A 23,058-nucleotide genomic window follows, 5' to 3' on the forward strand; every position below is an offset into this window, starting at 1 on the left:
CGATCCGTGGGTTTCATAAACGGATTAATCGATGTTGAATTCCGCTGCGGCATTGACTTTCATGCTATGATTTGAGTTCTGTTATTCATAAGAACAGATCAATGAAATCGATTCCTGATGGAGTTTGGGGCTTTTCCGATGAATTTAATGAAATCCGATCTGACTTGTGTTATAATAAATTCCGCATAGGGCTTTTAAGCGGATCCAGAGAGATCGCAAGGCTGAACTACACTTAGGGGAAAGTCCTTTTGCAAAAATCAAAAGGGCTTTTTATTAAGCCCGGAAAGGGGTATTTATGTCACAGCGAGTAGAAATGATCCTCGACGTCAACGAAAAACCGCAGCCGGCACAATGGATTTTGCTGAGCTTCCAGCATGTCTTTGCGATGTTTGGCGCCACCATCCTGGTTCCGGTATTAACCGGCTTCCCGATTTCCGTTGCTTTGTTTGCTTCCGGAATCGGTACGATTATTTACAGCTGCATCACCCGTTTTAAAGTTCCGGTTTACTTAGGTTCTTCTTTTGCTTACATCAGTGCTGTTCAGATTGCCGTTGCCGCGATGAGCGGAGATGTCAGCGCGGCACAGACGGGTTTGATTTTAATTGGTCTGGTCTATGTCATTGTATCCATCATCGTTCGCTTTATCGGCAAGGATTGGATTGATAAGCTGCTTCCGCCGATCGTCATCGGTCCGATGATTGCGGTTATCGGCCTGGGCTTAGCTGCCAACGCCGTCAGCAATGCTGGCTTTGTTGCCGGGGGAAGCTGGAAAGTGATGCTGACCGCCGTCTTCACGTTCATTCTTACAGCGCTCATCTCCACCAAAGCCAAAGGCTTCTTCAAAATCATTCCGTTTCTGTGCGGCATCCTGGGCGGTTATTTATTTGCCTTAGCGTTAGGCATTGTGGATTTTACACCCGTTATGGAAGTCATCGAATCCCGTCAGTTTCTGTCGCTGCCGGAGTTCATCCTGCCGTTTGCGGTGCCAGGATTCAAGCAGTATCATCTGTATTTCGGACCGGAAACCTTCGCGATTCTGCCGGTAGCGCTGGTTACGATTTCTGAGCATATCGGCGATCATACAGTCTTAGGCAAGATCTGCGGCCGCAACTTTTTAAAGGAGCCGGGGCTGGATAAGACGCTGATGGGCGACGGCATTGCGACTTCGATTTCCGCGCTGTTAGGGGGTCCGGCAAATACAACGTATGGTGAAAACACCGGAGTGATCGGAATGACTAAGGTTTCCTCTGTCTATGTTACCGTCGGTGCCGCCTGCATCGCGATTGTCTTAAGCTGCGTACCGATTGTTTCAGCGTTTATCTCTACTATTCCAAGTGCAGTATTGGGTGGTATGTCGATTATTCTCTACGGTGTCATTGCTTCCAATGGTCTGCGGGTTCTGATTGATAATCAGGTTGATTTTGGCCAGCAGCGTAATCTGATCATTGCCTCGGCGATGCTGGTCATCGGCTTAGGCGGTGCGGTTCTGCCGTTAGGCAAGCTGGTCACGCTGTCCGGTACAGCCTTGTCAGCCAGCGTCGGGATTGTCCTGAACTTAATCCTGCCGCGTTCAAAACAGACGGAAGACAGCAAAAATTAAAGTCCTTCTTATTTAAAAAACAGTGTGCTGGAAATGGAATCAGAAAGGTTCTTACACGAACTGGGATGAAGCATAATCAGCAAAAAAGAGGAACGGTAAACTTATGATCAGTGAACGGCATAATTTTACTGTTCCTTTTATTTTGGTTTTAACTGCGGCCAAGAAGTCGGTCAGACCGCTGAACCTATAGCTTTTTCTGTCCGCTATTTTTGTATCTGATTTTATGCGAACGCACGGAAAGTGTGCTTAAGATGATCATAGGTTCCCGCTGTGTTCTTACCTGTTCTTTTACTTTATACCGCGCAAACGGGTTTTTCATTTCCTTTGTGTGTGTTTTCTGGTAAAATAAAGCACGGTGATAACATGCAGCAGATATTTATACAACAGAAAGCAGAAGTCCAGAACTTCGTTGAACCGGATGCGCAGCAGCGTCATCATCTGCAGCGCGTGGTGCGGATGAAGGAAGGCGAAATCCTGCGGGTGATCGATGGACAAGGCCAGGTTTTTTCCGGTCAATTGAACACAGACGGGCGCATTCTGATTTTAGAACAAATCCAGGAAGACCGCGAGCTTCCTGTTTCATTGACTTTGGTGGCCGGTTTGATCAAAGGTGAACGCTGGGATTGGCTGCTGCAGAAATGTACGGAGCTGGGTGTCAGCCGAATTGTACCATTTCAATCCAGCCGCACCGTGGTAAAGTTGGATGGGGAAAAGGTCGATAAAAAGCAGCAGCGGTGGCAGAAGATTGTGCAGGAAGCCAGTCAGCAATGCAAGCGTACGCAGATTCCGCAGGTCTGCCTGCCGATTGCTCTGAGAGAGGTGGATCAGTATCTCAGCGAACAAAACTTCGTGGCATATGAAGATGAAGCGCTGCAGGGCGGATTGTTCAGCACGCTGCTGGAAAAAGGACGCAGTACAACGATCGTCATCGGTCCGGAAGGCGGATTCAGCCCCGCTGAGATTGCGCAGCTGCAGGCGCAGGGCTTTCGCTGCTGCTCGTTAGGCAAGCGGATTCTGCGTGCGGAAACGGCTGCCATTGCTGCGGTATGTTTGGCAGCGGCTGTTATGGAGGCATAAAACGATGAATCCGAAAATCATTAAAATTCTGCGCAAGGCCAACGATCAGGAACTGCTCAAGCTTCCTGAAGTCCGCAAGGAAACCGCGCGCATCAATGCCCTGCTTAAACCGTATCAGCTGGATCGAACGGTGAAAACCGCACGGGATGTCTACACGTTGAGCATCCTGGAGGAAGGCTTGAAAAATAAACAGAAGATTGAAGAACTGTACGAGCAGACCCGCCGTGAGATGCTGGATATCTGGGATATGCTTGATTATCCCAAACGCAATGAATTTGTCCGACCGAAAATTCAGGCGGCGATCTCCGAAATGAAACAGTTTAGCAGTGAGGGCAAGCTGATCATGATTCCGTTTTTTGATCCGCTGATCAATGCGCTTTACGATCATGAAACCGCGGTCCTGGAACTGCCGCAGTTTTTCAAAATGTATAAAAACTTTGCGGATAAAATCGTGGATCCGCTGACCTACGGACGCTTGCCTTATGAGGCTGGCTTTGCTTCGCCACAGGTCATCTTTCAGAATGAACTGGGTTTTGCGGTGTATGAGGGGCGGGTGCATTGTCTGGAAATCTTCGCGTTTGACGGGAGGGAAACGGAGCTGCCGCTTTCCTTGGTCTGTACCGGACAAAAGCTGGATCCAGCTCAGGGTGCGCCGTTAGCGGCTGCGGTATTAAGCCAGGATCCTGTCCAAATCCGTGATGCCTTGTGTGCCAGCGGATATGTTCTGCCGAAGCTGAAAAGCAAAATTGCCCGAATTCACAGGCCGTAAGGCCTTTTTCTTTGAAAGCGGCGAAGAACCGCCGTTAAAAGACTACCTTGGGGGTAAAAAGTTTGATATAATATCCATCATGGAAGGGGATAAATTCATGACGACAGTCGCAATTTCAACACTGGGCTGCAAGGTTAACGCCTACGAGTCGGAAAGTACCGCTCAGGCGCTGCGGCAGCGTGGTTATCAAACGGTGGACTTTAAGGAGAAGGCTGACGTTTACATCATTTTTACTTGTGCGGTGACCAATACCGCCGCCAGCAAGAGCCGGCAGAAGATCCATCAGGCCAGACGGCAGAATCCGGATGCTCTGGTGTGCGCCGTAGGCTGTTATGTTCAGATCCATGCCGAACAAATGAGCGAACAGGAGAAGATTGATCTTCTGATTGGCTCCAGCGGCAAGGATAAGCTTCCCCAGCTCATTGACCAGGCGCTGCAGCAGCGTCAGGTTCCGATCGTACCGATCCAGGATGTGCGGCAGGCGGCCGAGTTTGAGATGCTGCCGCTGGATGAATTTGAACATCAGACGCGGGCGTATTTAAAGGTCCAGGATGGCTGCAATCAATTCTGCGCCTACTGCATCATTCCTTATGCTCGCGGCCGGGAGCGCTCGCTGCCGCTGGATGAGGCGCTGCAGGAAGCTCGTCGGCTGGCGCAGAAGCATAAGGAAATTGTCTTAGCAGGAATACATACCGGTCGTTATGGGAAGGATAGAAACACCAGCCTGACAGAACTGATCCGCGGGATGGGCAGCATTGAGTCTTTAAAGCGAATTCGAATTTCGTCGATTGAGATCACAGAAATTACCGATGAACTATTGGAACTGATGGAAAAACAGCCGAAGATTGCCCGGCATCTGCACATTCCGCTGCAGGCGGGCTGTGATGCAACGCTTAAACGTATGGGCCGTCCGTATACGACCCAGCAGTTTTTGCAGCGTGTTGAAGAAATCCGCGCCCGGATTGAGGGCATTTCGATCAGTACCGATCTGATCGTTGGTTTCCCTCAGGAAAGTGATGAGGAGTTTGCCGCAACGATGGCGTTTTTGAAACAGATCCGCTTCAGTTTCTGCCACGTTTTTCCGTTCTCGGCGAAAACCGGTACACCGGCGCAGCGGATGAGCGGTCAGGTTCCGGCAAATATAAAAAAGCAGCGCGCTCAGGAAGTCGGCGATTTTTCCCGCAGCAGCTATTACGAGGTCAAAAGCCGATGGATCGGCAAGGCGGTTGACGTGCTGATTGAAACCTGTGAAAACGGTGTTTCGTTCGGTCACAGCAGTGAATATCTGCCGGTTCAGGTTGAAGGGCAATGGGCCAGTGGTCAGCTGGTTCGCGTCTGTTGTACGCATATGATCGGGGATCAGCTGGTGGCCCAGGCGCAAGGAGGTCAGGAAAAATGAAGTTATCTGCATTATTTGACAACGCTCCGGATATTGAAATTGAAAATCTGATGGTGGACAGCCGCGATGTGCTGCCCAACGCCATTTTCTTCTGCATCAAAGGGATGATCCATGATGGTCACCGATATGTCAACGCCGCGATCAAAAACGGTGCCGTGTGCATTGTTCACAGCGAGGATATCAAGCGCAACAACACCAATGTCATTTATATTAAAGTCCGTGACGTTACCGCAGCTTTAAATCAGGTTGCTGCCTGTTTCTATGGGTATCCGTCGAAAAAGATGGTCGTATATGGGGTAACCGGCACAAATGGAAAATCCTCAATTGCTTGCATGATCCGCAATCTGCTTAACCCAATCTATGCCTGTGGCTACATCGGTACGATTTCGATTGAATACGGGGATACCAAGCTGCCGCCGCTTTTGACAACGCCGGATATCGTTCCGCTGCAGAAAACGCTGCATGACATGGCAGAGGCTCAAATGAAAGCCTGCGCATTAGAAATCAGCAGCATCGGTTTGGAACAGCACCGCACCGACAGCGTGGATGTTGATATCGCGATTTTTACCAATCTGACGCATGATCATCTTGACTATCACGGTACGATGGAGAACTATTTTGAAGCTAAGAAACGGCTGTTTGACCAGCTGAAACCCGAGGGTACGGCGATTACGAACAAGGATGATCCACATGGCATGGCGGTGGTGGCTGATTGTCCAGCTCATGTTGTGACCTATGGGGTCTTGGAAAAGGCCGATTATGAAGCTAAAGATATTCAGCTCAATGCCGATAAAACCGCTTTTACGCTGGTGTATGAGGGACAGGAATATCCTGTCCAGACCAATCTGGTCGCGATGTTTAACCTGTATAATCTGCTTGCGGTGATCGCGGCGCTGCATGAAGGCGGCCTGCCGTTAGAACAGATCCTGGATCAGCTCAATACCATTCCGCAGATCGAAGGGCGGATGGAACGCATTGAGGAAGGACAGCCTTTCAATATCATCGTGGATTTCGCTCATACTCCGGATGGATTGGAACAAATCTTCAAGTTTGCTTCCGCAATTACGCCAAAGGAAAAACGGATCATTTCTGTTTTCGGGTCAGCCGGCAAGCGGGATACGAAGAAACGTCCGGTGTTTGGCCAGCTGGCGGATAAATACTGTGATCTGATCATTTTGACCGAGGATGATCCGCGCGATGAAGATCCGATTCAGATCGCCGAGGAAATTGCTTCCGGAATTGAGAAAACTAATCGGATTATCATTGAAAGCCGTTACGACGCGATCCGTCAGGCGATCGAAGTTGCCAATGTTGGGGATACGATTTTGATTTTAGGCAAAGGCGATGAAACGTTTATTTATCGTGAGTTTGGACGGGAGCCGTGGATGAGTGATCCGGCAGCTGCCCGCGATGCCTTGCATAAATATTATTTTGAAACGGAGGAGGAAGAGGAAGATGAAACCGTTGAATAAGTACATTGATCACACCCTGTTAAAACCTGCCAGTACCCGCAGTCAGCTGGAAAAGCTGTGCACCGAAGCCCGCGACCATGATTTTGCGACAGTCTGCGTCAATCCTTGCTGGATTGAATTCTGCAAGCAGCAGCTGGAAGGCAGTGACGTTCAAGTCTGCACCGTTATCGGCTTCCCATTGGGGGCCATGACCAGTGAAGCCAAAGCTTTTGAATGCCGCGATGCCATTGCCAAAGGCGCGGATGAAATTGATATGGTCATCAACATTGGAAAAGTCAAGGATCAGGATTTTGATGGTGTTGTTCACGATATCAAAATGGTCAAGGAAGCGGCGGGCGAACACGTATTAAAGGTAATTTTAGAAACCTGCCTGCTGAGTGATGAAGAAAAAGTGTTTGCATGCAAGGCTTGTATGGAAGCCGGAGCTGACTTTGTGAAGACATCAACTGGCTTTTCGACAAGCGGGGCCACTGTTGAGGATGTCCGCCTGATGAAGCAGACCGTGGGGGATGTTTGCCAGGTAAAGGCTGCCGGCGGGGTGCGCTGCTTTGATGATCTGAAAGCGATGATTGAAGCCGGTGCGGATCGGATTGGAACTTCCAGCGGAGTAGCTTTATTGGCCGGTCAAGAAGCTGTTGGATATTAAGCCTTGAAGAACCAATTATTTTAGGCTGAGCATAAAAAATACCGGGAAGATCCCGGTGCTGGAGGGGAAGTCAGTGACTTCCTCTTTTTTGTCTGCTTTGCGGTCAGTAAGATCCTTTAAGAATGGAAAATCGAACTTGTTTATCGCCGTGTGGCCAGATCAATGAAGTAAAAGAGCAACGCTCCCCCCAGCAGGCAGCCTAAGAGAATCCAGTCGGAAATCAGGGTATGCCGCAAACCATTCAGGCGCAGAATCTGATTGATGGAAAGCAGCGGCCCCAGCGCCAGAATCAGCATGGAATAGGACAGAATCTGCCACTTGCGCTTGAGAATCATCAGCAGTTTAAGCAAAAGATACAGGCAGACGACACTGACTAAACTGATCGGCAAGGCCAATGAAATCAGCCAGCCTTGAGTCCCGCTGAGTTTTTCGATCATCGCCAGATAGATCATAAGTGAAAACTCCAGGGTTCCCATCAATATTTCCAGTCGATGAGCGTGGGGCAGAAGCAGCGCCAGCGTCAGACTGAGAACGATGAGCAGCGCGCCGATCGGATAGTAAGCCCAGCTGAGCTGATGGTTGACGGCCAGGTTAATGATCGCGCATATAAGCATGGCTGTCAGAAGCAGCGGGATAAAAATCAGACAGAAAATGCGTTTGCCTTTGGAAAAGGTATCGCGTTTTGAATAAACGAGGGTATCGGCAACTACGGAATCGAACACTTCAGGATCGAGCGCCGGCTCACTCAGCTGCTGACCGCTGATGATTTCGCCGACGGTGACATGAAAGACATCGGCCAATCGAGGCAGCAGGGTGATGTCTGGAAACGATAATCCGCGTTCCCATTTTGAGATGGCTTTGTCTGAAATCCCGATTTTGCTGCCAAGTTCCTTTTGGGTCCAGCCTTCCTTTAAGCGCAGCTGGCGGATCAGGCTGCCGGTTTTCTGTTCGTTCATATTCTGCATGGGTTTGTCCTCCATCTTTTCTTCCATCATAAGCGATCATCGGAAAGTTTACAACCGACTGGCAGTAGAATCCCAATCGACGGCGAAGAGAATCAGATTTTTCAGCATGTAAGCGCTGTCATTTTAGCTGGGAGAAGGCTAGACGAAGATGTAGGAAATACGCCATGAAAATTTGTGAAAAACATTCTTTAAATCGTTCTGAAAAGGTTGCTTTTTTTCATTGGTTTGGTTATAATATATCTGCTTGCATCAGAAGGGAGGGTAAGTATGCCAAGAGTTGTCTTAAAAGAGAACGAAGTATTGGATGACGCATTACGTCGTTTCAAGCGTCAGGTTTCTCGCAACGGAACCCTTGCTGAGGCTCGCAAAAGAGAGTTTTATGTAAAACCAGGCGTCCGTCGTAAACTGAAGTCGGAGGCTGCAAGAAAGGCTAGACGTTCAAAGTAAAGAAGCGCAAGCTTCTTTTTTCGTAGTTGGATGAAGTCAGAAAATCAGTATTCAAGTAGAAAGCGCTTTGTCATATTAGGGCAGCTGTTTTATTATAGAAGAAACGCATGACTGTCATCCGGTCATAATAAAGGAAAAAGGGTGGAAGAGGAACCTTAAGAAGATCAAGGAGGAATGTAGCGATGCAAAGTTCAAGCCGATCGCTTCAGCAGTTTAAGCAAGCTTTATCCGATCTCTATCAGCAATGGCGGGATAAACAATGGGAAATGCTGAATGTCAAACTGGAACTGCCGCTGTTTGACGCGCAGGTTTGTCTGTCCCTGCTGCAGATGGACGAGGAAACCGTATTGGAAATCTGCGATGACGACTGGGATCAGCTGGTCGGTAATTCGCTGGCGATGGAAGATTCCTATCATATGGCAGTCCAGGCGTCAAGGCGGATCATGTGGCGGCCTTTCAATGCGGAGGAAGCCGAAGTTGCTTTGTTTCAGCAGGGGGACCTGCAGGTCTTTATCAATGATATTCATTGTGGACTTCTGGAAGTTCGGCCTTCCTCCCGCTGGATTGAGGAAACCCGTCTGCTTGTAGAAGCACTGAGCGGGGTGCTAAAGCAGTATTCAGGTCGGGAAACGACGGATGAGGAATGGCTGGAGGCTGTTCAGCTGAGTGATCAGAGCTGGCGTCTGACGCCGAAATCCGGGGCTGTCCGGATCGAAGGTCCAGCCTGCATGATTGATGAAGTGGCGGCCGAGAAACTCAGTCAGCTTAAGCATACCCGCGAAACAGCACAGCTGGATGTCGTCAGTCTGATTGATCCATTGGAGGCGGAACATGGCAGTGCCGTTGCTTTCCGTATGCTGGTGCTGGTCTGCTCCAATCGTCATCAGACGCATGTGGAATTTAATTTTCGCAAGCGTGAGGATTTATGTACGGCGCTGGTTGAAGGTTTGCGTCAATTCATTCTGACTGCCGGCATTCCAGCCCGGCTGCAGGTCAACCATGGCTTGTATGAATTTATTCTCGCAGATTTAGCTCAGCGGCTGGGAATTCAAATTGTCAGCGTGGAGCATTTGATCTTAACAGAGCAGCTTAGTGAAGAACTGGCGGCCGGGCTCTCCATGCTTTCAGCTCCGGAAACGATGAATTAATAAAATTAGAATAACCTGGATGGGGTACAGTCCGGTGAAAAGCGTTCTTAGGGGACGCTTTTTTCATGTTTGAGGCATCCCGCGCATAATCTACAAAAGAGGAAGGAGTGTGCGCGATGATCACAGTCAGTGAAAAACAGGCCATGATCGAAGACTTTGAGCGGCTGATCCTCGTCAGCCCCGAACAAATTATTACCGAGTCCAAACAGGGCAGAATGATCGTCGAAGGCAGCGGCCTTCATATCCGGGTGTTCAGCGCCGATGAAATTATCTTGTCCGGACAGATCAGGCGGGTGAAGTTCGATGCGGAATAGACTTCCTTTTCTGTTTGGCATGGACTGCTGGCGGCTGAAAATACCGTTGACGTTTTTTCTGAATCAGTGCTTCCGACAGGATATTGAGGTCATGGAACTGAAACAGACGCCAGAGGGGCTGGTTTTCTGGTCACCGGTAACCAGCCGGCGTCGGATTCTCAGCTTGTTTGAAGCGGCAGAGCGGGTAAAGACCAGCGGTGTTGCCGGTTTTTTGCTGCATCAGTTTCATCAGCCGCTGCGGCTGTTTTCGGTGGCTTTGTCCATTGCATTGTGGACTTTTTATTCCCATTGCATCGTTCAGGTCGATGTCAGCGGTACCGATCCTGTTTTGCAGCGGCAGATTGAGCAGCAGCTCGCCGACAATGGCTATGCCGTTCCCTTTTTTACGACGGATCAGAATCTGGCCGAAACGATTGAATTTCTGATCAAGGAAAGTTTTGAGGACCGCTTGGGCTGGACCGAAGTGACCCGCACCGGTTCGCGGATCCAGCTGCAGTTTACGGATAAAGAATATGTTGAAACACCGCAGCTGACCAACGAGCCGATCTATGCTCAAAAAGAGGGAATGGTCGTCCGTTTTGATGTTCAGCATGGCGAAAAGAAAGTGAAGATCAACGAGATTGTTCACCCCGGTGATCTGTTGATTGACAATGAGCTGAAAGATGCGTTTGAAGTGCCGCAGCCGCTGTATGTTAAGGGAAAGGTCTACGGTTATACGTGGTATACCGTGGAAAGCACACTGCAGGAAGCGCCGGATTTTCCACTGCACGATGCCCTGGCGTTTTTTCGTCTGTTAATGGACTGCCGCGGTCAGATTGCCCAGCAGTTACAGGCGGATGAAAAAATTATCAAAGAAAATGTTTTACTTTTTGACAGGAATGCGGGTACAATAACGATGAAGATCCACTACACCTTGCTGGAGGATCTGACACGACCTTAAATTCGAGGAGGAAAACCATGACTCATGTCCTGTCAATGGAACATCTGAGCGCGTCGGAAGCCGCGGAACTGATCGGCTTTGAAGACCGCAACCTGAACTGCTTATGTGAACTGTATGGTGCGGACATTGTATTCCGTGATAATCAGTTTACGATCCGCTGCGAACATCCTGAGGCAGTGGCCGAAACGCTGCAGGAAATGCTGAAAATGATCCGGCGTTCCCAACAGATCAGCGAGCAGGAAATTCGATACTTAGTCCGCACGCAGCGCAAGCAGCAGGCGGTGGATCTGGGCGATTTAAAATCCAAGGTGCTGGCCCGCACCCACAGCGGCAAGGCGATTGCGCCGAAAACTGAAGGTCAGCGCAGCTTCATTGAGGCGATGGAGAAGAAAACGATTGTCTTTGCGGTGGGTCCGGCAGGAACCGGCAAGACGTATTTAGCCGTAGCCTATGCCGTCAGTATGCTGAAAAAGGGTGAGATTCACAAGATCATTCTGACCCGGCCGGCTGTCGAAGCGGGAGAAAGTCTGGGATTTCTGCCAGGTGATCTGAAGGAAAAGGTGGATCCGTATCTGCGGCCGCTTTATGACGCTCTGCATGATCTTCTTGGCGCGGAAACGACCGAGCGGCTGATCGAAAAGGGCACGATTGAGATTGCGCCGTTAGCTTATATGCGCGGCCGGACGCTGGATGACGCGGTGATTATTCTGGATGAGGCGCAAAACACAACGCCGGCGCAGATGAAGATGTTTTTAACCCGGCTGGGCTTTCAGTCGCGGATGATCATCACCGGCGATCTGACCCAGGTGGATCTGCCGAAGTCTCAGCGCAGCGGACTGATGGATGCCGTAGGATTGTTAAAAGGCATCGAGGAAATCGGCGTCCTGCAGCTCAGCAGTGATGACGTCGTCCGTCATCCGCTGGTACAGAAAATTATTGACCGCTATGGAGAAAAGGGGGAGTAAGCCATGCCGCGCATTCTGTTAATTGAAGATGAAGACAGCATCCGTCATTTGATCAGCTACGATTTAAAAAACGCCGGATATGAGGTTGTTGGCTGTGCTGACGGTGCCAGTGCCAAAGAGAAAGGGCTGAGTCAGAGTTTTGACATCATGATCATTGACTGGATGCTTCCGGAAATCAGCGGAATCGAACTGGTTCGGCTGTTTCGCGGCAAGGGAATTGACAGCGTCATGATGATGCTGACAGCCCGCGATGAGGAAGAAGATATTCTGGAAGCCTTTGACGCCGGCGTCGACGATTACATCACCAAACCCTTTTCTCCGCGCGAGCTGCTGGCCCGAATCCAGGCGCATGTCAAGCGGATCGTCAAAACCAGCCGCAGAGTTTTGGAAATGGGCGGTCTGACGATGGATCTGGGCAGCCGGGAGGTTCGTGTCAACAACCAGCCGGTCAGCTTAACCAAGAAAGAATTTGAATTGCTGGAGTATATGCTGCGCAATCCGCAGATCGTTCTCTCGCGCGACAATATCCTCAATGAGATCTGGGATTTTGACTATGATGGCGATACGCGGATTGTCGACGTTCATATTTTTAAGCTTCGCAGCAAGCTTTCCGGCAGCGGGGTGCGGATTTCCTCACTGCGGGGTGTCGGCTATAAGCTGGAAGCTGAAGGCTGAGAGGATCGGTAAGGAATGAAAACCTCAGAAATTCTGATCCTGATTCTGACGGTTGCCGGCCTGTCCTTATTCTGCGCCCAGGGATTATTGGAAGCGTGGAGCGCCTTAGTTTTATTGGGCCTGGTTGCGGCGGCGCTGTTGTGGCACAGCCAGGATCAGCTGCGCGAAAAAATGCGGACGAAGGAACAATCGTTAAAAACGCAGGTTCGCAGTTCAGCCAAGGATGCGTCATTGAAACAGAAGCAGATTCTGACCATTCTGACCAACATTCCTTCTCCGCTGGCGATGATGGATTCCTATGGTCATCTGACATTGTATAATGAGGGCTTCAGCCAATTTCTGACAGAGGAAAGCGAAGCAGAAATCAATTACCGCGATGAACGGATCGCGGTGGAAGTTCGGCTATTTCTTAAAGAAGCGTATTTAAGCGAAAATGCGATCGTCCGCAACCTGCATCGAAATGGCATTGATTTTCAGTGCCTGTCCGTGCCGATTCATGAAAATGGCCGGTTTAACGGCTGTCTTCTTGTATTTCAGGACATCACTCAGGCAATGGAAAAGGAGCGGATGCAGAAACGCTTCATCGCCGATGCTTCGCATGAGCTGAAAACCCCGATTGCCGCGATCAAGGGCATGATTGAAATCCTCAACCGAGATACCTTTGATGATCCGGAAACGATGAAGGATTTTCATCTGCAGATTGAGAAAGAAGCAAAGCGGCTGGAAATGATCGTGGCGGATCTTTTGAAACTGTCGCGGCTGTCGATGAATACACTGGCGCTCACCCCTTCAGCCTGTGAACTGACGCCGTTATTTGAGAGCTTGATCAAGGAACTCCGTCCGCAGGCTGAACAGCGAGGGGTCAGCATTGAAGCGGAGAATCTGACGCAGGAGGTTTTCTGGCTGGATGAACAGAAAATTCATCAGGCGCTGGCCAATTTGTTAATGAATGCACTGGTTCACAGCCAGCCGGAACATATTTGGCTGAAAGCGCAAATGCATCATGGCCGGCTGCGGTTGACGGTGCGGGATGACGGCTGCGGGATTGATCCGAAACATCTGGATCGAATCTTTGAACGCTTTTACCGCGTTGAGGAATCACGGTCGCGGGCCAGCGGCGGCAGCGGATTGGGATTAGCGATTGTAAAGGCGATTGTGACTGCCCATCAGGGAGAAATCGAAGTTGTCAGCGAAGTTGGAAGGGGGACCTGCTTTGAGATCAGCCTGCCCGTTTCGCTGTCAGAGAATCCAGAACATTCATCAAGTGCACCCATTTCAGTCAATTCATCGAAATAAAACAAGAGTTCAGGCGTAAGGCGCCTGACTTTTTTTGTGTTCATGCACGGGAGGCAGAAATGAATTTTCATCCTTTTCCAGCTGGAAATCATCCCTCAGAACTTGAAAGCATCAAAATTAGTAACAGCCCCTTTCAGTCAGAAACTGCGTGATCTTTGATTTTTGGCGATCATGATTTTTTTTGGATTCTGTTATTTTTTAACCATTTCTTAACGCGATCTTCATTTTCTATTAATTGAAGCGCTGTACACTGGAAACTGTTCAAGAAAGGATGAATGAAATGAAGAAATTAACGATTTTCCTGCTTGCAGCGCTGGTTATGCTGGCTGGCTGCAGCACTCCATCAGGTTCTGATACTCCAGGTGACGCGACGGCTACACCGTCGGCTTCCGCAGCAACGATTCATGTTTACACACGGGATGCGACTTCCGGTACCCGCGAAGCGTTTGAAAAAGCCGGGGATTTTGCGGAGCAGCTGACCTCTTCGGCAATTGAAGTTTCCAGCAATGGCGATATGGCCACCAAAGTGGGGGCTGACGCTAACGGAATCGGTTATGTTTCCCTGTCAACCGACTTTGCAGCCAATGGTGTTAAACCCCTGAACTTTGAAGGGGTTGAGCCAAGCGAAGCAACTGTCTTGGATGGTTCCTATGGCATGCAGCGGCCATTTATGTTCACAACCCGGGCTGCAGGCGACTATGAAAGCACAGAAAAAGAAGAACTGATCGCCGCTTTCCTGGATTTCATGCAGAATTCAACGGAAGGTATGCTGGTGGTGGAAAAGGCCGGCGGTGTTGTCGATAAGACGAAAGGAACAGCCTGGGCAGAGCTGGCAGCGAAGCATCCGATTGTCAATCAGGACAACTCGTCGATCTCGATTGCAACCAGCGGGTCCACATCCGTAGAAAAGACGCTGAAAGCTGCTTTGGAAGCCTTCCAGCCGATGGCGGGCAACTTCCAGTTCACAATGAATCAGACGGGTTCGGGCGATGGCTACAAGCGTGTTCTCGGCTCGGAAAAAGACGGCGCCAACCGTGCGGATATCGGCTTTGCTTCACGGGCATTCAAGAGCGGAGATGAAGACACTTCGGCGGCGATGGCTTCGGGTCAGTATTGCATCGATGCGGTCGTCACGATTGTCAATCAGGCCAATACAAGCGTATCGGATCTGACACAGCAGCAGGTTCATGATATCTTCACGGGAACAACAACTTCTTGGGAAGAAGTAAAATAAGCTGAATTGAACGCATTCTGATGTAAGCCGCTTTGTTGGCCGGACGGGCTGAAGAAAGCGGCTGATTTTTTTAGGAAGGGTGATTTTATGGAAGAAAATCTGCGAGATTGGATCAAACCTGGTCAGGCCATTCGCAAACAGAAAACTGACCGCGCCGTGCGGACGCTGTTCTTTCTGGCGGCGCTGATTTCCGGCAGCTGCATCGTTCTGATCACATTCTTTATTTTAATGAAGGGAATCCAGCCGTTTCTTCCTAACTATGCTTATGGTACGGTGTCGCTGAAGGATTTCCTGTTCGGGACACTGTGGCGGCAGGATCAGGGTGTTTACGGCGTCGGCTTCATCGTCATCAATACGCTGATCTCTGCGTTTGGCGCGCTGCTGCTGGCATTTCCGATCTCAGTGCTGACGGCGTTGTTCATCGTCAAAATTGCGCCGAAACCGATAAAACCATTCATGAAAACGGTAGTTGAGCTGCTGGCCTCGATTCCCAGTGTCGTTTACGGCGTCTTTGCAGCCGGAGTGATTACAACCTTAGTTAAGACCCTGGCGGCGTATTCCGGCATCAGTACGGCCGGCGGCAGTTCCTTACTGGCGGTCATTCTGCTTTTGGCCATCATGATCTTTCCGACGATCACTTCGCTTTCGATTACTGCGATTGAAGCCGTTGATCGGGATCTGGAGCTGGGCTCACTGGCCTTAGGGGCAACAGCGACGCAGACCCATTTCAAAGTGGTGCTGACCAGTGCCAAATCTGGGATCTTTGCCGGTGCGATCTTAGGGATTGGCCGGGCATTTGGGGAAGCAACGGCCGTGGCGATGGTTGCCGGCAACAAGCTTTTCGGACCGACCTTCAATCTGTTTGATATCACGCGGACACTGACTTCCACAATGCTGGCAGGCTTAAAGGAAACAACCGGATTGGATTACGATATTCGTTTCTCCGTTGGCCTGGTGCTGATGGCGGTCATTCTGATTTCCAATCTGGTGCTGAATCTGATTAAAAAGAAAGTGGGGAATATGAATTGAAAACCAACCTGATCCGGCGGAAGCTCAGCGACGGCTTTCTGCAATTTCTCACCCTGTTCAGCAGTCTGCTGGCCGTCGGCGTTTTAACGGCATTGTTCTACTATATTTTTGCCAACGGCCTGTCCCTGATGAATACGGATCTGCTGCGCAATGATTATTGGTCTGTAAGCAAGATCGTCGCTTTTGATGAAACAGTCAATCAACCTGGCCTTTATCCGCGGCCGCAGGATCTGGATGAAAGTGTAGCCTGGAGTGAAAAATGGGGGATTGGCTTCGTCGATTATCTCTCCCATGAGAAAAAACAGCTGGTCCTGATCGAAACGGTTGCGGCTGATTCCCCGCTGCAGAGTGCTTTTGATACCAGTGCCGGAGCAGCACAGGGCAAACCGGTAGCCCTGTCTGCTGGACTGCAGGTTGAGAAAATTGATTTTTCACAGGCTGCCGGAACGGCGGACTTCACCGGCATGCTGGCATCGGCTACAGCCGCTGAAGTTGCTCAAACGCTGGATCAGCAAGCTGTGAAGCTGACCTCGATTTTTATCAAGACACCGGGCGGCGGGATCCGCGGTTCGATAATCACGACTGCTTACCTGATTCTTGTATCACTGCTCATCGCTTTGCCGATCGGCATTGCCAGTGCTGTTTATCTCAGTGAAATGGCTAAAAAAAACCGCATCAACATGCTCATTCGGACTGGGATTGAAACACTGACCGGCGTGCCGTCGATTGTTTACGGTTTAATGGGAGTCAGTGTCCTCTTTCCGATCACCGCTCTGATGGGCGCTAAGACCACCAATATTCTGCTCGGTGCACTGACGATGGCGATCATCCTGCTGCCAACGATTATCCGCTCCACTGAAGAAGCGCTGCTGGTCGTACCGAAGGGACTGCGCGATGCTTCCCTGTCTTTGGGTGCCAGTCAGACCCAGACGATCTTCAAGATTACGCTGCCCTGTGCGATGCCGGGAATCCTCAGCGGGATCCTGCTCAGTATCGGTCGGGTTGTCGGAGAATCCGCGGCGCTGATCTATACAATGGGTACCTTTATCAACGATAAGCCGGGTCTTTTGAAGCAGGGAACTTCGCTGGCGGTGCATATTTGGTCTGTGATGTCCGGCGAGCAGCCTAACTTTGAACTGGCCTGCGCGATATCCATTATGATTTTGATCTTTGTCTTGATTTTAAATATAGCGGTAAAATTTTTGACCCGCCGGCTTCAGAAAAGCTGGCATTAGAAAGGAAAGGACATTATGGAAACTTGTTTTGAAGTGAAAGACCTGAATCTGTACTATGGGGAGAATCAGGCGCTGAAACATCTGAACCTGACAATTGGACGGAATCGTGTCATGGCGCTGATCGGTCCTTCCGGCTGCGGAAAGTCCACCTTTCTGCGCTGCCTGAACCGGATGAATGATCTGATTGAAAACTGCCGCATCACAGGTGAAATTCATCTGTTGGAACAGAATATCTACGATCAAAAAATGAATGTTGTCCAGCTGCGGACAAAGGTAGGGATGGTGTTTCAGAAACCCAATCCGTTCCCAATGTCAATTTATGACAATATCGCTTATGGACCGCGCTGTCAGGGCGTCAAAGAGAAGAAGCTTTTGAATCAGATCGTTGAACGCTCTTTGAAATCGGCGGCGCTTTATGAAGAAGTCAAGGATCGTCTGCATGACTCAGCGATGGCGCTTTCGGGAGGTCAGCAGCAGCGCTTATGCATTGCCCGGGCGATTGCCATGGAACCGGAAGTGATTTTGATGGATGAACCGACTTCAGCATTGGATCCGATTGCCACCGCGAAGATCGAAGAACTGATCGAACAGCTGAAAAAGACGTACACGATTGTTATCGTCACGCATTCAATGCAGCAGGCTTCGCGTGTATCCGATGATACGGCTTTCTTCTTGCTGGGAGAAATTGTCGAAACTGATAAGACGCTTACGATTTTTTCCAAACCCAAGGATAAGCGGACGGAAGATTATATCAGCGGACGGTTCGGTTAATTAAGGAGGAACAGACAATGAAAATGGATGAATCCCTGGCTTTATTCCAGGCTTTAATCATCGAGATGTACCGCAAAGTCAGACTGATGCATCAGATGGCTCTGGAAGTGATCCACACCGGCGATAAGGAAAAAGCGCTGCAGTTAATTCGCATGGATGACTTTGTCAATCATATGGAAGAGGAAGTCAATGATCAAGCTCAGTCTGTCCTGGCTCTGTTGTCACCAGTAGCAAGTGATCTGCGCAAGGTGATCGCCGGGATCAAAATTGCTTCCGATCTGGAACGAATCGGTGATTATGCGAAAAATGTTGCGGAGTTCGTCATTAAAAAGGGCCCGGCGGAGCCGACCTTTGTCGCTGAGCAGGCAACCGCCATTGGCGAACGATTTTTAGCCATGCTGGATGATGCGATGCGTGCTTACGAGCAGGAAGATGTTCAGCAGGCCTATGAAATTCCGCAGCAGGACGAACAGATCAACGCTCAGTTTGAGCAGCTGACTGGACAGATTGAATCTGCACTGCAGGAAGGGATGACTATGAAGCATCTTGTACCGTTGGTTGCGATGCTGCGCAACTTCGAGCGTTCCGGCGATCATACAAAGAATATCTGCGAGCATTTAATTTATCAGGTTAAAGGTCAGCATATTGATTTTGGCTAAGAAGCGAAAATAGCTTGTTTTCTTGGAAACGAGCTTTTTTTTCGGCTCGTGCAATTTTGGTGTAATTTTGATAGGGCATGAAATGGCAGAGCTGATTTCTCGGTTTGGAAAAGGCATGGGCGGAATTTAGCTTTTCACATGAGCGTCAGATTCAGAAAATATTCTGCAGAACATTGACATATTTGCCATAGGTTCGTTATACTGAGGGTAAACTCAAGAGGTGGACAACATGAAAAAACTCTTTCTGCTGGGATTGACATTGGTCTTGATTGCGACGATTGAAATATTCCAGTCCAGTGCTCAAAAACAGATGATGGATCAAATGCCGCGGATGCAATGGGCGGTATCCGGATATGCTGCGGCCTGTTACGAAGTCAAGTTTACAGAAGGCCAGCAGGCTCAGCAGCGGCAAAGAATGGCGGAGCTGCTTGCTGTCGGACAGGAAAACGATGATTCTGAAGAAGATCGTCTGAATGCCCGCAAACTGGCGGTCATGGAAGTGAAATCCAGTGCGGATGGGAATTCAGCCTATTATTATGGCGGAATGAAAAATCCGCTGCATGATTTATTTCCGATTTCCGGGACACCTGAAATCAGCTTCAATCAAGCTCAGGCGATGTATTATACAGCCAATCGAAAAGATTCAGCAATGCCGCAGATGACGATGATCCAAAGCGCAAGGGTTCAGGTGGAACCGTTTTACAACAGTGCTGATCAGCCGGGTACAAAGACGACGCTGTGGTTTTTCGCGGAACAGCCTTCAGATTGGATTGAGCTGATCTATCAGCTGCGCCAGGAGTTTCCGGAGATGACATGGATCAAACAGCCGATTCAAATTGAAACCGGGATTTCCGATTCACTGAGCCGGCAGCGTTCGCTGATGATCGGCGGGATTGCCGCAGGAGTTACCTTGGCTGCTCTGGCGTTGACATGGTATGAAGTCAGCCGGAAGAAAAAGCAGCAGCCGCAGCTTTCCGCTCTGGACAATCTGGGTCAGAGCTGTGGACTGACTGGATTGATTGCCTTTCTGGAGATTCCAGTATTGATCGTGGTTGTCAATCGTTTGCAGGGGGTGGCCTGGAATTACTATACTAATTTCTTCTATACTGATTTATTCCATCTTTACGGCTGGATCAGTGCAGGTTTGGTGCTTTGCGCCTTGATCGGTTGGCTCCGGGCGCGTTATCATTAGAGTTATCATTGTTCATTCAAGGGTCGGCAGGAAATATTCCGCCGGCTTTTTTTATTTCTTGATGCAGTACAGATCCAGATGAAAATGGATTAATGTAAAAACTTTCAACACGGCGGTCTGTTTTAAGCAAAAAAACAAAAAAATTGACAAAATCAGGAAGGAATTTCCAGAAAGTCAGCAATATTAAAGGTGAAGGTGATTGTATGCAAAAACAAAAGCTGAAACCTTGTGTTGAATTTGTCAGGCCTCAGAAAACAAACCGGCTGTCCCTGACTACGGACTGGGTATTTAAACCTGTGATGGCTCATCCGGATAACCGGCTTGCTTTGCATAGTTGTCTTCAGTCCATGCAGACTGGCTATCCCATTCGGGAAGTGAACTTAAATCCCAATGAAGAAGTTGTCGTATTCTCTGCGCAGAAAGCGATTCGTTATGATATTGTGGGGACTATAAACGGAAATCGTAATTTTAACCTCGAAATGCAGCAGCGGCGTAAAGCGAAGTCAGAAGAATTGCGTCTGCTTTACTATGCTGCCCGATTGTTCAGTGGTCAGTCGATTCGCGGCAAGGAAACGGATGATCTGATGTCAGTCTGGAATATCATGATTACGGATTTCAAAGTTTTCGCACAACAGGATATGCATGTCGGTAATCTTTTTGAGATGAAAGCGAAAACAGGAATAGACTTGACAGATTATTTTCAGCTGAGTATTATGGAGATAGAAGGAGCGCTGCAGCTAAAAGAGAAAGAAGTTTCATTGTTGCGGCCCGATGAACAATGGATGGCCGTATTCAAATTTGCGGGTGATCCGGCCCAGGAAAAATGGATTCATGCCATAACGAGAATGAATGAAGGGTGCAGAAAGGCGGTGGAAAGAATGATGGCAATTCCTGCGGAAATGATGGAATACATAGAGGAAACACGGCGGAATATTCAAATGATGGAAATGCAGGAGCAGCTGAATCAAGCACGGCGCAGCGGGCTGGCTGATGGCAAAGAGGAAGGTTTGCGGGAAGGACGGCAGAAATATTTAGCGAAATTGATTCGGAGTGTACAGAAGAAAATGCATCAGGGAATGAGCGCGGCAGAAATTGCAGAGGACTGGGATGAGGATATTCATTTGATCCAACAGATTATGTTTACGTTTCAGTTTCATCCGGAATGGACAATGCCGCAGCGGATTGAGATTTTGACAAAGGAAAAAGTCTGATCCGCTTTGATCATTCTGAATTGTATTTGAAAAAGAAAAGAAGCGAATTCTTTTCGGCAGGGCCGGAAAAATCAGCTTCTTTATTTTTATCAATGATGTTCAAGGACAGGAGCTTCCTTGCTGGAGGAGGATTCAATTGAGCAGCGGGCGATGTTGCAGCAATGGTCTGCCATACGTTCGAGATTACCCAAGATATCGCAGTAAACACTGCCGCCGACAGAGGTCGCACATTCGTTGCGGGCCATTCGGTCAAAGTGTTTCTGCCGGGCTTTGTACTCTAATAAGTCCATATAATTTTCATCTTCCATCAAAGCTGAATATAAGGCATAATCCTCATCGCGATAAATGGAGATCGAGGTGTTGAGCATATGTTTGAATAATTCAAACATTTCCAGAACATCTTTTTTAGCTCCGTCGCTGAAATCGTTTTTGTCTTCATGCACCATGTCGAAGAACTCAACGAGGTTGACGGACAGATCACCGATGCGCTCCAGATTCTTGATAACCTGAAGATGAAGATTGAAGTCCTGCATATCCCGATCGTTCAGATTTTCCTTGGATACGCTCATCAGATAACTGGTGATCTTGGTGTCAATCGAATTGATTAAATCCTCCGTTTGATTCACGAGTTCTTTTTCATCGGAACCGCCGCGGGTATTCATAAAATCACGGGCCTTGTCGACGGCCGCGTCAACGACTGTGCTCATTTTCAAAACCGCCTGTTTGGCAATGGCCAGGGCGGCCGTCGGCATCTGATGCGCAATGCCGGCATCCATATCGTCAAGATTGATTTCGATCCGTTCCGGTTCATTGCCGGGAATCAATTTCTTGATAAAGTTGCACATGACGTTCAATAACGGCAGATAAACGATAACGCCAACGATCTTAAACAGAATATGTACGACCGCGATCTGCATCATCGGCGGTATGAGGAGTAAATCTGAGATCCAATTGATAAACTGGATGTAAAACGGCAGAAAAAGCATGCCGATCGTCGCCGCAATGACATTGAACAAGGTATGCAGACCTGCGGTTCGCTTGGCCGCCAAACTGCCGCCGATGGCTGCGAATACACCGGTAACCGTCGTTCCGATACAGGCGCCGAAGACAAACGGCATCGCTGCATTCAAGGTCATCGCACCAGATTCATATAACTTCTGAACAACGCCGATCGTTGCCGCAGAGCCTTGAATCAAACCTGTCAGAACCGTTCCGGCTAATAATCCCAGTACCGGTTTTTCCGACATCACTTTGGCAAATTCGATAAAGGCCGGGAGATCCTTCAGCATTTTTAACGAATCGCCCATGATTTTCAAGCCGTAGAACATCAAACCAAAGCCCAAAATAATGTCGCCAATATACCGGGTTTTCTTTCTCTTTCCAAACGAGATGATCATGCCCCCAATGAATACAAAGTACATGGCAAACTGTTCCACTTTTAAACCGATCAGAAACGCGGTCATCGTTGTTCCAATGTTGGCGCCCACGACGACTCCGGCCGCCTGTTCGAGTTTCATTAAACCTGCGCGGACCAAACCGATGGTAATCGCTGTCGCCGCCGAAGAAGACTGAACGACAATGGTGACGACAATCCCGACCAGCACCGCCATTAAGGGATTGGAGGTATATTTGTCGATGTATTCACGGAGCTTATGGCCGGCAACATTTTTTAATCCGTCGCCCATAAACTTGATGCCAAACAAAAACAGCGCAAATCCGCCGAGGATCATGTCCCACGAGATATCTCCCAGCGTGATCATTTCCGTCGCTACGATATTCATTTGTTTTTCTCTCTCTCCTGTTTCTTCTCTTTTTCTTTTCTCTTGTTTCATGTTTATTTTAACAGAATCATTACAAAGTTTTAACACAAATTTAACATTTATAGACAAAAACTGACAAACATCGATTTCTCTGCCTGTCCAACTTGTGAAAGAAATCAGGAAAAGCAGTTTGTTTTCAGTCGAAAAGAGGTAGAATATGCTATAATAGCAATGCAAAAATCAAGAGGTGAAGA

Annotated in this window: 22 protein-coding genes; 20 read left to right on the top strand and 2 right to left on the bottom strand. The window is 48.9% G+C overall.

Features of this window, described 5'->3' with window-relative positions; all coding sequences use genetic code 11:
- Positions 1 to 295 precede the first annotated feature (295 nt).
- The 6 genes from BN162_RS00800 to deoC all read left to right on the top strand — a co-directional run bounded on the left by BN162_RS00800 (position 296) and on the right by deoC (position 6,963).
- Positions 296 to 1,600 (top strand): uracil-xanthine permease family protein, encoded by a 1,305-nt coding sequence (locus BN162_RS00800; RefSeq protein ID WP_020223145.1) that lies wholly within the window; start codon positions 296 to 298, stop codon positions 1,598 to 1,600.
- 363 nt (positions 1,601 to 1,963) lie between these two features.
- Positions 1,964 to 2,677 (top strand): 16S rRNA (uracil(1498)-N(3))-methyltransferase, encoded by a 714-nt coding sequence (locus BN162_RS00805; RefSeq protein WP_020223146.1) that lies wholly within the window; start codon positions 1,964 to 1,966, stop codon positions 2,675 to 2,677.
- 4 nt (positions 2,678 to 2,681) lie between these two features.
- Positions 2,682 to 3,446, top strand: a complete 765-nt coding sequence (locus tag BN162_RS00810) for a hypothetical protein (protein ID WP_020223147.1) — start codon at positions 2,682 to 2,684, stop codon at positions 3,444 to 3,446.
- 97 nt (positions 3,447 to 3,543) lie between these two features.
- A complete protein-coding gene (gene mtaB / locus BN162_RS00815; RefSeq protein WP_020223148.1) occupies positions 3,544 to 4,845 on the top strand; it encodes a tRNA (N(6)-L-threonylcarbamoyladenosine(37)-C(2))-methylthiotransferase MtaB in 1,302 nt (433 codons plus the stop codon).
- Positions 4,842 to 6,317, top strand: a complete 1,476-nt coding sequence (locus BN162_RS00820; protein WP_020223149.1) for a UDP-N-acetylmuramoyl-L-alanyl-D-glutamate--2,6-diaminopimelate ligase — start codon at positions 4,842 to 4,844, stop codon at positions 6,315 to 6,317. The genes mtaB and BN162_RS00820 overlap by 4 nt, the downstream gene beginning before the upstream one ends.
- The gene (gene deoC, locus BN162_RS00825; RefSeq protein ID WP_020223150.1) at positions 6,301 to 6,963 is read left to right on the top strand and encodes a deoxyribose-phosphate aldolase; all 663 of its coding nucleotides are present in this window, start codon (positions 6,301 to 6,303) and stop codon (positions 6,961 to 6,963) included. The genes BN162_RS00820 and deoC overlap by 17 nt, the downstream gene beginning before the upstream one ends.
- A 140-nt stretch (positions 6,964 to 7,103) precedes the next feature.
- Here the strand turns inward: deoC and BN162_RS17550 are convergent, their stop codons facing one another.
- Positions 7,104 to 7,928, bottom strand: a complete 825-nt coding sequence (locus BN162_RS17550) for a helix-turn-helix domain-containing protein (RefSeq protein WP_020223151.1) — start codon at positions 7,926 to 7,928, stop codon at positions 7,104 to 7,106.
- A gap of 267 nt (positions 7,929 to 8,195) precedes the next feature.
- Between BN162_RS17550 and rpsU the strand changes: the two genes are divergently transcribed.
- The 14 genes from rpsU (at position 8,196) to BN162_RS00900 (ending at position 21,044) form a co-directional block, all read left to right on the top strand.
- Entirely contained in the window at positions 8,196 to 8,375 is a 180-nt protein-coding gene (rpsU, locus tag BN162_RS00835; RefSeq protein WP_020223152.1) for a 30S ribosomal protein S21, read from the top strand.
- 182 nt (positions 8,376 to 8,557) lie between these two features.
- Positions 8,558 to 9,523, top strand: coding sequence for a DUF6930 domain-containing protein (locus BN162_RS00840; protein WP_020223153.1), 966 nt, complete (start codon positions 8,558 to 8,560; stop codon positions 9,521 to 9,523).
- A 116-nt stretch (positions 9,524 to 9,639) separates the two neighbouring features.
- Positions 9,640 to 9,837, top strand: a complete 198-nt coding sequence (locus tag BN162_RS00845) for a YabP/YqfC family sporulation protein (RefSeq protein ID WP_006060198.1) — start codon at positions 9,640 to 9,642, stop codon at positions 9,835 to 9,837.
- On the top strand, positions 9,827 to 10,777 hold the full coding sequence (locus BN162_RS00850; protein ID WP_020223154.1) for a sporulation protein YqfD: 951 nt from the start codon (positions 9,827 to 9,829) through the stop codon (positions 10,775 to 10,777). The genes BN162_RS00845 and BN162_RS00850 overlap by 11 nt, the downstream gene beginning before the upstream one ends.
- Before the next feature lie 17 nt (positions 10,778 to 10,794).
- The gene (locus tag BN162_RS00855; protein ID WP_020223155.1) at positions 10,795 to 11,742 is read left to right on the top strand and encodes a PhoH family protein; all 948 of its coding nucleotides are present in this window, start codon (positions 10,795 to 10,797) and stop codon (positions 11,740 to 11,742) included.
- 3 nt (positions 11,743 to 11,745) lie between these two features.
- Positions 11,746 to 12,417 (top strand): response regulator transcription factor, encoded by a 672-nt coding sequence (locus tag BN162_RS00860; protein ID WP_020223156.1) that lies wholly within the window; start codon positions 11,746 to 11,748, stop codon positions 12,415 to 12,417.
- A 15-nt stretch (positions 12,418 to 12,432) separates the two neighbouring features.
- Positions 12,433 to 13,713, top strand: a complete 1,281-nt coding sequence (locus BN162_RS00865; protein ID WP_020223157.1) for a sensor histidine kinase — start codon at positions 12,433 to 12,435, stop codon at positions 13,711 to 13,713.
- 280 nt (positions 13,714 to 13,993) lie between these two features.
- Positions 13,994 to 14,947: a substrate-binding domain-containing protein gene (locus BN162_RS00870; protein ID WP_020223158.1), complete on the top strand. Its 954-nt coding sequence runs from the start codon at positions 13,994 to 13,996 to the stop codon at positions 14,945 to 14,947.
- A gap of 87 nt (positions 14,948 to 15,034) precedes the next feature.
- Positions 15,035 to 15,976, top strand: a complete 942-nt coding sequence (pstC, locus tag BN162_RS00875; protein WP_020223159.1) for a phosphate ABC transporter permease subunit PstC — start codon at positions 15,035 to 15,037, stop codon at positions 15,974 to 15,976.
- The gene (gene pstA, locus BN162_RS00880; protein WP_020223160.1) at positions 15,973 to 17,211 is read left to right on the top strand and encodes a phosphate ABC transporter permease PstA; all 1,239 of its coding nucleotides are present in this window, start codon (positions 15,973 to 15,975) and stop codon (positions 17,209 to 17,211) included. Before pstC ends, pstA begins: the two co-directional genes overlap by 4 nt.
- Positions 17,212 to 17,226: 15 nt before the next feature.
- On the top strand, positions 17,227 to 17,982 hold the full coding sequence (gene pstB, locus BN162_RS00885; protein WP_020223161.1) for a phosphate ABC transporter ATP-binding protein PstB: 756 nt from the start codon (positions 17,227 to 17,229) through the stop codon (positions 17,980 to 17,982).
- A 17-nt stretch (positions 17,983 to 17,999) separates the two neighbouring features.
- Complete coding sequence (gene phoU, locus BN162_RS00890) at positions 18,000 to 18,641, top strand: phosphate signaling complex protein PhoU (RefSeq protein WP_020223162.1); 642 nt, start codon at positions 18,000 to 18,002, stop codon at positions 18,639 to 18,641.
- A gap of 229 nt (positions 18,642 to 18,870) precedes the next feature.
- On the top strand, positions 18,871 to 19,833 hold the full coding sequence (locus tag BN162_RS00895; protein WP_020223163.1) for a hypothetical protein: 963 nt from the start codon (positions 18,871 to 18,873) through the stop codon (positions 19,831 to 19,833).
- 203 nt (positions 19,834 to 20,036) lie between these two features.
- Positions 20,037 to 21,044 (top strand): Rpn family recombination-promoting nuclease/putative transposase, encoded by a 1,008-nt coding sequence (locus BN162_RS00900; protein WP_020223164.1) that lies wholly within the window; start codon positions 20,037 to 20,039, stop codon positions 21,042 to 21,044.
- A gap of 89 nt (positions 21,045 to 21,133) precedes the next feature.
- Here the strand turns inward: BN162_RS00900 and BN162_RS00905 are convergent, their stop codons facing one another.
- On the bottom strand, positions 21,134 to 22,825 hold the full coding sequence (locus tag BN162_RS00905) for a Na/Pi cotransporter family protein (protein WP_020223166.1): 1,692 nt from the start codon (positions 22,823 to 22,825) through the stop codon (positions 21,134 to 21,136).
- Between the last annotated feature and the right edge of the window lie 233 nt (positions 22,826 to 23,058).

The sequence above is a fragment of the Holdemania massiliensis AP2 genome (genome assembly GCF_000327285.1).
Classification (GTDB): Bacteria; Bacillota_I; Bacilli_A; order Erysipelotrichales; family Erysipelotrichaceae; genus Holdemania; species Holdemania massiliensis.